Below are 8,858 nucleotides of genomic sequence, written 5' to 3'. Positions count from 1 at the left end.
ACCACGACGGGCAAGACGCAGATCGTCACGCTAGCGCCGGGTGAGTACAACCCGACCCTCGATGCGGGCGTGGTGATTCCTCTCGCCAGCCTGGGCGACCGGCTGTGGGTGGATAGCAACGCCAACGGCCAGCAGGACGACGGCACGACCGGGATCAGCGGCAAGACCGTGACCCTGATCGGCGGCGGTACCGACGGCAAGATCGACGGCGTGGGCGACACCACGGCGACCACCACCACCGGCGCCGACGGTTTCTATCAATTCAAGGGCCTGACGCCGGGCGTCGAATATCAGGTGCAGTTCAGCGACCTGCCGGCCGGCTACCTGTTCACCAGCCAGAACGTCGGCAACGACGCTTCCGACTCCGACGCCGACACCACGACGGGCAAGACGCAGATCGTCACGCTAGCGCCGGGTGAGTACAACCCGACCCTCGATGCGGGCGTGGTGATTCCTCTCGCCAGCCTGGGCGACCGGCTGTGGGTGGATAGCAACGGCGATGGCCAGCAGAATGACGGCGCGACCGGCATCACGGGGCAGACCATCACCCTGATCGGCGGCGGTGCCGACGGCAAGATCGCCACGAGCGGCGACAACACCACGGCGACCACCACCACCGGCGCCGACGGTTTCTACAAATTCACGGGGCTGACCCCGGGCGTCGAATACCAGGTGCAGTTCAGCAAGCCCGCGGGGTACAACTACACCGGCCAGGATCTGGGCGGCGACGACACGAAGGACTCCGACGTCAGCCCGACGGGCCTGAGCCAGATCGTCACGCTGACCGCGGGCGAGCACAACCCGACCATCGATGCGGGTCTGGTAACGCCCAAGATCGACATCGAGAAGACCACCAATGGGCCGAGCAACAGCAATTCGACTGTGCCCGACTACGACAACGAGGACGCGGCCAACGGCGCCGGGGTTCCGATCCTGACACCAGGTACGAACGTCACCTGGACCTACCAGGTGACCAATACGGGCAGCGCAACATTTGAGAAAAACGCTGTGGCGATCGTCGACGACAATGGAACGACCAATACCGCGGACGACCTCTCGGTGGCCAACGGCAAGATTACGTTCCAGAGCGTACAGACCGGTGATGCCGATACTCTCCTGGAGCCTGGCGAGGTGTGGCTATACCAGGCGACCGGTACCGTCCAGAACCTGACGACTGCGGGCGCCGCGACCACCTTCGACTTCTCGGGCAGCAGCGCTACGGACGGGAGCGACGGCAACGTTCGCACCTTCACCTCCGGCGCACTGTCGGTCAAGACCAGCGCCTTCAGCCGCGATCAAAGCACCGGAGCCTGGGCGCAAGCCTACCTCGGCAGCTACGGCGGCGGACTCGGCGTGACCGACAGCAGCGAGAGCGGCAGTGGCGACACGCATACAGTGGACAATATGGGCGGCCGGGACAACTACGTGCTGTTCGAGTTCAATCAGAACGTGGTCGTCGACTCGGCCTTCCTGGGCTATGTCGTCGGCGACAGCGACCTGTCGGTGTGGATCGGCACGCGCAGCGACCCGTTCAACAACCATGACACCCTGCTCAGCGACGCCGATCTCACCGCGCTGGGGTTCACCGAGGTCAATCTGACCGACCTCAGTACGACCCGGCTGGCCGACCTGAACGCCGGTAACTTGTCCGGTAACGTGCTGGTGATTGCCGGCTGGACGGGCGATACCACGCCGGAGGATCGGTTCAAGATCGAGAAACTGACGGTCCAGCCGGTCTCGGGGGTCTATGAGAACAAGGCGACGGTGACGGCTCCGGGTGCACCTTCCGACTCCGACCTCAGCCACTACAAGAACCCCGTAGCGCCGACCCCGACGCCGAAGATCGACATCGAGAAGACCACCAACGGACCGAGCAACAGCAATTCGACTGCGCCGAACTACGACAACGAGGATGCGGCCAACGGCGCCGGGGTGCCGATCCTGACACCCGGTTCGAGCGTCACCTGGACCTACCAGGTGAGCAATACGGGCAACGTGGCCTTTGCGAAAAGCGCTGTGGCGATCGTCGACGACAACGGCACGACCGCAAGTACCGCGGACGACCTCTCGGTGGCCAATGGCAAGATCACCTACCAGTCGGGCGACAGCAACGCCAACAATCAGTTGGACCCGAACGAGGTTTGGCTGTACAAGGCCACCGGCATCGTCCAGGACCTGACGACTGCGGGCGCCGCGACCACCTTCGACTTCTCGGGCAGCAGCGCTACGGACGGGAGCGACGGCAACGTTCGCACCTTCACCTCCGGCGCACTGTCGGTCAAGACCAGCGCCTTCAGCCGCGATCAAAGCACCGGAGCCTGGGCGCAAGCCTACCTCGGCAGCTACGGCGGCGGACTCGGCGTGACCGACAGCAGCGAGAGCGGCAGTGGCGACACGCATACAGTGGACAATATGGGCGGCCGGGACAACTACGTGCTGTTCGAGTTCAATCAGAACGTGGTCGTCGACTCGGCCTTCCTGGGCTATGTCGTCGGCGACAGCGACATGTCGGTGTGGATCGGCACGCGTAACGACCCGTTCAACAACCATGACACGATGCTCAGCGACGCTGAACTCACCGCGCTGGGGTTCACCGAGGTCAATCTGACCGACCTCAGTACGACCCGGCTGGCCGACCTGAACGCCGGTAACTTGTCCGGCAACGTGCTGGTGATTGCCGGCTGGACGGGCGATACCACGCCGGAGGATCGGTTCAAGATCGAGAAACTGACGGTCAGGCAGTCCTCCTCGGGCGTTTATGAGAACAAGGCGACAGTGACGGTTCCGGGTGCCTCTTCCGACTCCGACCTCAGCCATTACAAGAATCCGGCTGCGCAACCCGTTCTCGCATCGCTCGGCGACCGCGTCTGGGAAGACCTCAATGCCAACGGGGTTCAGGATACGGGTGAGAAAGGGATCAGTGGAGTGACCGTCAAGTTGCTCAACTCGTCGGATGGCACCGTCGCTACCACCACCACCGATGCCAACGGCAATTACCTCTTCAGCAATCTCACTCCGGGTGACTACAAGGTGCAGGTGGTGGCGCCTACGGGTTACTACGTTTCGCCGAAGGATCAGAGTGGAAACGATGCGACCGACTCCGACATCGATCCGGCAACCGGGAAGACCGTTCTCACGACGCTGATCAACGGTGAAAACGACCTGAGCTGGGATGCGGGCCTCTACCGCAAGGCTTCGGTCGGCGACAAGGTCTGGGAAGACAAGAACCACAATTTCATCCAGGATAGCGGTGAACCCGGCATCGGCGGGATCAAGGTCAAGTTGATTGGCGCTGGAGCGGATGGGGTTTTCGGCAACGGCGACGACCCGGCGGTGCGCACCACCACCACGAATAGCAGCGGCAACTACAGCTTTACCAATCTCGATCCAGGTAAGTACAAGCTCGAGTTCGACAAGGGCAATATCATGTACAACGGTGTCAACATGAACACCTGGTATTGGGCCGGCAAGGATCAGGGCACGAACGACGCGATCGATAGCGATATTGGCACGTCGGGGGTGAGAACTTTGGTCAACATCAGCCAAACGGACGCCTTTTCGCTGGTTTCAAACCAGTACGACCCGACCCGCGACGCCGGCATCACGCCGATCGTCATCGACCTCGATGGCAACGGCATCCAGACCGTCAGCCGCGCCGCTTCCGGTGGCAGTTTCGACCTCTTCGGCAACGGCAGCGCAGTGGCTTCGGGCTGGATCTCGGGCGGCGATGGTTTCCTGGCGGTCGACAAGAACGGCAACGGCAAGGTCGACAGCATCAGCGAACTGTTCGGCGGCACGGCCAAGGGTGCGGGTTTTGCGCAACTGACCGAATATGACAGCAATGGCGATGGCCTGGTCAATGCTGGCGACACAGCCTTTGCCGATCTGAGGATCTGGCGGGACATCAACGGTAATCACCAGACCGACGACGGCGAACTGATGACACTTGCCGAGGCCGGCGTGAGTCAGTTGGTCACGGCTTACACCGAGTTGCCGTTCCTGGACCGTCAGGGTAACGTGCATCTCGAGCGCAGCAGCGCGACGATGTCCGACGGGCAGACGGTGGACATGACCGACGTGTACTTCAACGTGTCGGCTGAGGACGCTGCTGCTGCTGGCGTCACGCTGACCGGGATCGCCGAATTGCTGAACGCCGCCGGTAGTCAAACGTCGGTCGACGCTGGGTGGCTGTTCGCGTAAGCGGTTCCTGCATCAGTTGCCGGCGCGTACCCATCGCGCTGGCCGGCTGCTGCCTTCAAGCGGACACAAGCGCGGGAGAACACCGCGGGCGTTTTTCCTTCGGCTGAAGTCGATGGGTTGCAAGGGGGACACTGCAAGGTGTCCCCATTTTTTTAGCCGGCCTGGCTCTTGAGCACGTACACCTGCGGCTTGCCTTCGCAGATCTCTCCGATCACCGTGGCGTGGTCGAATCCTTCCTGCAGAAAAATCGCCAGGACTTCGGTGACCACTTCGGGGGCACAGGCGACCAGCAGGCCACCGCTGGTCTGCGGGTCGGTCAGCAGCGCTTGTTCGGGGTCGCCGAATTGTTTCTTCTGGAGACTGACGTGCTCGCCATAACTCGCCCAGTTGCGCCCGGAAGCGCCGGTGATACAGCCTTTTGCTGCGTAATCGAGCGCATTCGGCAGCAAGGGCAGGGCCGTGTAATCGATCTTTGCCGAAACGCCCGAGGCCTTGCAGATTTCAACCAGGTGGCCGAGCAGACCAAAACCGGTGACGTCGGTCATCGCGTGTACGCCGGACAGGCAGGCGAGCGCGCGGCCCGGCGTGTTGAGCTGCGTCGTTGCGGCGATCATCGCTGTGTAGCATGCGTGCGACAACAGCCCTTTCTTCAGCGCCGCGCTGAAGAAACCCACCCCGAGTGCCTTGCCGAGAATCAGCTGGTCGCCGGGGCGGGCGCCGGAATTGCGTTTGAGGTTGTCCGGATGCACCAGGCCGATGGCGACGAGGCCGTAGATCGGCTCGACCGAGTCGATGGTATGTCCGCCGGCAATCGGAATGCCTGCCCTGGTGCAGATGGACTCGCCGCCTTCGAGAATCCGTTTGATGGTGGCCAGCGGCAGCTTGTTGACCGGCATGCCGACGATCGCCAGGGCCAACAGCGGCACGCCTCCCATGGCATAGACATCGGAGAGCGCGTTGGTCGCGGCGATGCAGCCAAAGTCGAAAGGATCATCGACGATCGGCATGAAAAAATCGGTGGTCGCCACCAGCGCCTGCTCGGCGTTGAGTTGATAGACGGCAGCGTCATCGCTGGTCTCGATACCGACCAGCAGTTGTCGAGGCACGATCGCTGACGAGGTCTTGGCGAGGATCTGTTCGAGTACGCCGGGAGCGATCTTGCATCCGCAACCGCCGCCGTGCGAGAACTGCGTCAGTCTGATCGCTGCGGTCGAGGGGGCTTGCGGTGCAACAGCTTCGTTGGTTCCGGTTTTTTTTCTGGACATTTTTCTTGACCAAGCAGGGCGGGTGTGCGGTGTGTGACAGGTGATGGCGAAGATCGCTACGCGGAAACATTCGTGAGTCGCTGACGCGACTTGCACATTAACTGGCGTCGAATCCCGCTTCTTCGACCACCTGCCGCAACTCGGCGGCACTCACCAGTGCTGGGTCACAGGCGACGCTGGCCTGCCCAGAAGCGAGGGATACCTCCACCTGCTCGACACCGGGCAGCGCCCGGAGGGCGGCGGTGACACTCTGCACGCAGCCCTGGCAACTCATCCCGGCTACCGCAATCACGATTCTTTCCATCAGACCTTCCCATCAGAGAGTCTGGCGCCTGGCCTTACTTGCCACCGGCGCGCCAGCGTTTGAGGAGCAGCGAGTTGGACACCACCGAGACCGAACTCATTGCCATTGCGGCGCCTGCGATCACCGGATTGAGCATTCCCAGCGCCGCCAAGGGAATGCCGAGCACATTGTAGATGAACGCGCAGAACAGATTCTGCCTGATTTTCCGTAGCGTCGCACGCGAAAGCAGGATGGCATCGGCGATTCCGTTGAGATCGCCGCGCACCAGCGTCACGTCGGCTGCCGCAATGGCGGCATCGGATCCGGCCCCGATGGCGAAGCTGACGTCGGCGGCCGCCAGTGCCGGCGCATCGTTGATTCCGTCACCGACCATCGCCACCACCGCCTTGCCGGTCTTCAGCGCATTGACCGCCGCCGCCTTGTCCGCGGGCAGGATGCCGGCGTGGAAATCATCGATACCGGTCTCCTGGGCAATCGCCGTGGCGGTTTCGAGATGGTCACCGGTCAGCATCACGACGCGGATTCCCATGCCCTTGAGACGAGCCACGGCGGCACGCGAGGTTTCGCGCAGTGGGTCGGCGATGGCCAGGAGCGCCAGTGCAAGGAAGCCATCGTCTCCGGCAGATGGGGTGATGCGCTTCTCCATCAGGACCACGACGGTCTTGCCGGCGCGCTGCAGGGTATTGACCAACTCCTCCGGCAAGGCCAGGCCGTGGCAGCCGTCCAGCGCGGCCAGCCGCAGCCGGCGCCCGGCGACCCGGCCTTCGACGCCGCGACCGGGAATCGCCTGAAACTCGTCAAGTTCCGGCAAGACCGTCCCGGCGGCCTGTGCGTGCTGCAGGATGGCCCGCCCCAGCGGATGTTCCGATCCCTGTTCCAGGCCAGCAGCCAGCGCCAGCGCTTCCTCGGCCGACGCCGCCAAAGGGACAAGATCGGTGACGAGCGGTTCGCCGCGCGTCAGGGTGCCGGTCTTGTCGATCGCCAGTATGCTGACCTTCTCGGCGCGCTCGAGCGCTTCGGCATTCCTGACCAGGATGCCGGCTGCGGCGCCCTGACCGCTGGCGACCATGATCGCCGTCGGCGTGGCCAGCCCGAGGGCGCAGGGACAGGCAATCACCAGCACCGCCACGGCATTGACCAGCGCGCTGCTGAAAACGCCGGAAAAAGCCCACCAGGCGATCAAGGTAAGCAGGGCGATGGCGCAGACGACCGGTACAAATATTGCCGAAACCCGGTCAGCGAGTCTCTGCACCGGCGCTTTCGACCCCTGCGCTTCGGCCACCATGCAAATGATTCCGGCGAGCAGGGTGTGCTCGCCAACGCTGCTGGCCCGGCAACGCAGCATTCCCTCCCCGTTGGCGGTGGCGGCAAAGACGCGGTCGCCGCGGCGCTTGGCCAGCGGCATGCTTTCACCGGTGAGCATGGCTTCATTGACGTTCGACGAACCGTCGATCACCTCGCCGTCGACCGGCAGGCTTTCGCCGGGACGGACAATGAAGATGTCCCCTGGCACCAGCAGAGCGGCGTCGATGTCGAGCAGTCGTCCGTCGCGTTCGACACGGGCCGTTTTCGGTTGCAGGCGGATCAGCGCCTCGATGGCCTCGCTGGTCTTTGCCTTGGCGCGTGCCTCGAGCAGCTTGCCGAGCAGCACCAGCGTGATCACTGCCGCCGAGGCCTCGAAATAGACATGCAGGTCGGCAGCATGCGACAGGGTGACGACCAGGCTGAAGCCGTAAGCCATGCTGGTACCGAGCGCGACCAGCACGTCCATATTGGCACCGCCAGCGCGCAAGGCTTTCCAGGCGCCATCGTAAAAACGCCAGCCGATCCAGAATTGTACCGGTGTCGCCAGCAGCAGTTGCAGCCAGCGAGGCAGGAAATCCTGGTGAGCGTGAACGTCGGCATCGAACATGCTCAGCATTTGCGCGGTCAGCGGCAGCGTCAGCGCGGCCGAGATCCAGAAACGACGCAATTCGGCCCGCTCGCTGGCGCGTTTTCTTGCCTTTTCGTCCGCCTGAGAACGATCATCGGCCAAACGGCCAGTGAAGCCGGCGCGCTCGACGGTGGCGATCAGTAGCGCTGGCGCGACGACGCCGGGAAGGTAACGAACCGTCGCTCGCTCGGTCGCCAGATTGACTACCGCGTCTACCCCAGGCAGACGGTTGAGCATTTTTTCCAGCCGTGCCGAGCAGGCCGCGCAGCTCATGCCGGCGATGGCCAGCTCAAGAGTCTGCGGCGGCAGGTCGCTGGGCAGCCGAGAATCGGGGCCTGATTCGCTCATCCGCTGCGGAGCACCTGTGGCGCCAGTCCCAGCACCCCGAGCAGTCCCCAGATGCCAAAACCGAGAATCAGCAGGCCGCAAGCCAGCCGGACCCCTGGTTTCATGGCATAGGCCTGGAGGCGGGCGGCGAGCAGACCGGCGAGCAGCAGATTGGGCAGGGTGCCGACGCCGAAGGCCAGCATCAGGCCGGCCCCATGCACCGTAGAACCGCTGGTGAGGGCGGTTGCCAGGGCACTATAGACCAGCCCGCAGGGCAGCCAACCCCACAGCAGACCGAGCGGAAAGGCCTGCGCCACGGTGCGTGCAGGCAGATAGCGGCGGCTCAGCGGTTGCAGATGCCGCCACAGCTTCTGGCCGCAGCGCTCGCTGAATGCCAGCGCCCGGGTGACGCCCATCAGGTAGAGACCCAGCGCGATCAACATCGCGTTGGCGAGCAGGTAAAGGACGGTGCGAACCGGCCATTGACCGGACAGGGCCATGCCGGCTTCTCCGAGCGCACCGGCCATGGCGCCGGCGGTGGCATAGCTGACGATGCGGCCGCTGTTGTACGCCAGATGCAGGGCGATGCTTGCAGGGGCACCCATCGACAGCGCGCCGACGATGCCGCCGCACATCCCGACGCAGTGCGTACCCCCCAGCAGACCGATCAACAACAGGGCAAGATAGCTGGATTCAGGCATCAGTGTGAAAGTCGCGTCAGCGACTCATGACTTTCATGATCGGGGGTGCCCAAATAGGTCATGACCGTTCGTGGCAAGTGGTAGCGCCGGGCAGGCAGTACGCCGATTCTACTCCTTCCGGCTGATCG

At 63.6% G+C, this 8,858-nt stretch carries 5 protein-coding genes; 1 reads left to right on the top strand and 4 read right to left on the bottom strand.

What is annotated here, in order from left to right; translation table 11 throughout:
- Positions 1-4,200: SdrD B-like domain-containing protein (locus tag E4Q08_RS18275; protein ID WP_211203482.1), on the top strand; the 4,200-nt coding region annotated here is incomplete at its 5' end.
- Between the two features lie 152 nt (positions 4,201-4,352).
- On the opposite strand, the gene selD is transcribed toward E4Q08_RS18275, so the two are convergent.
- The 4 genes from selD to E4Q08_RS18255 form a co-directional block, all read right to left on the bottom strand.
- Positions 4,353-5,465, bottom strand: coding sequence for a selenide, water dikinase SelD (gene selD, locus E4Q08_RS18270; RefSeq protein WP_169071410.1), 1,113 nt, complete (start codon positions 5,463-5,465; stop codon positions 4,353-4,355).
- 97 nt (positions 5,466-5,562) lie between these two features.
- The gene (locus E4Q08_RS18265) at positions 5,563-5,769 is read right to left on the bottom strand and encodes a heavy-metal-associated domain-containing protein (RefSeq protein ID WP_034911155.1); all 207 of its coding nucleotides are present in this window, start codon (positions 5,767-5,769) and stop codon (positions 5,563-5,565) included.
- Between the two features lie 34 nt (positions 5,770-5,803).
- A complete protein-coding gene (locus tag E4Q08_RS18260) occupies positions 5,804-8,050 on the bottom strand; it encodes a heavy metal translocating P-type ATPase (protein WP_169071409.1) in 2,247 nt (748 codons plus the stop codon).
- Positions 8,047-8,730: a sulfite exporter TauE/SafE family protein gene (locus E4Q08_RS18255; RefSeq protein WP_169071408.1), complete on the bottom strand. Its 684-nt coding sequence runs from the start codon at positions 8,728-8,730 to the stop codon at positions 8,047-8,049. Before E4Q08_RS18255 ends, E4Q08_RS18260 begins: the two co-directional genes overlap by 4 nt.
- Positions 8,731-8,858: the final 128 nt, after the last annotated feature.

Origin of the sequence: Candidatus Accumulibacter contiguus, assembly GCF_012940005.1 — a bacterium.
GTDB lineage: Bacteria > Pseudomonadota > Gammaproteobacteria > Burkholderiales > Rhodocyclaceae > Accumulibacter > Accumulibacter contiguus.
This window is presented reverse-complemented; position numbering and strand designations above follow the sequence as displayed.

Excerpts from the sequence above, each read along its gene's own strand:
- selD (WP_169071410.1), bottom strand. The coding sequence starts at position 5,465 with ATGTCCAGAAAAAAAACCGGAACCAACGAAGCTGTTGCACCGCAAGCC.
- E4Q08_RS18265 (WP_034911155.1), bottom strand. The coding sequence starts at position 5,769 with ATGGAAAGAATCGTGATTGCGGTAGCCGGGATGAGTTGCCAGGGCTGC.
- E4Q08_RS18260 (WP_169071409.1), bottom strand. The coding sequence starts at position 8,050 with ATGAGCGAATCAGGCCCCGATTCTCGGCTGCCCAGCGACCTGCCGCCG.
- E4Q08_RS18255 (WP_169071408.1), bottom strand. The coding sequence starts at position 8,730 with ATGCCTGAATCCAGCTATCTTGCCCTGTTGTTGATCGGTCTGCTGGGG.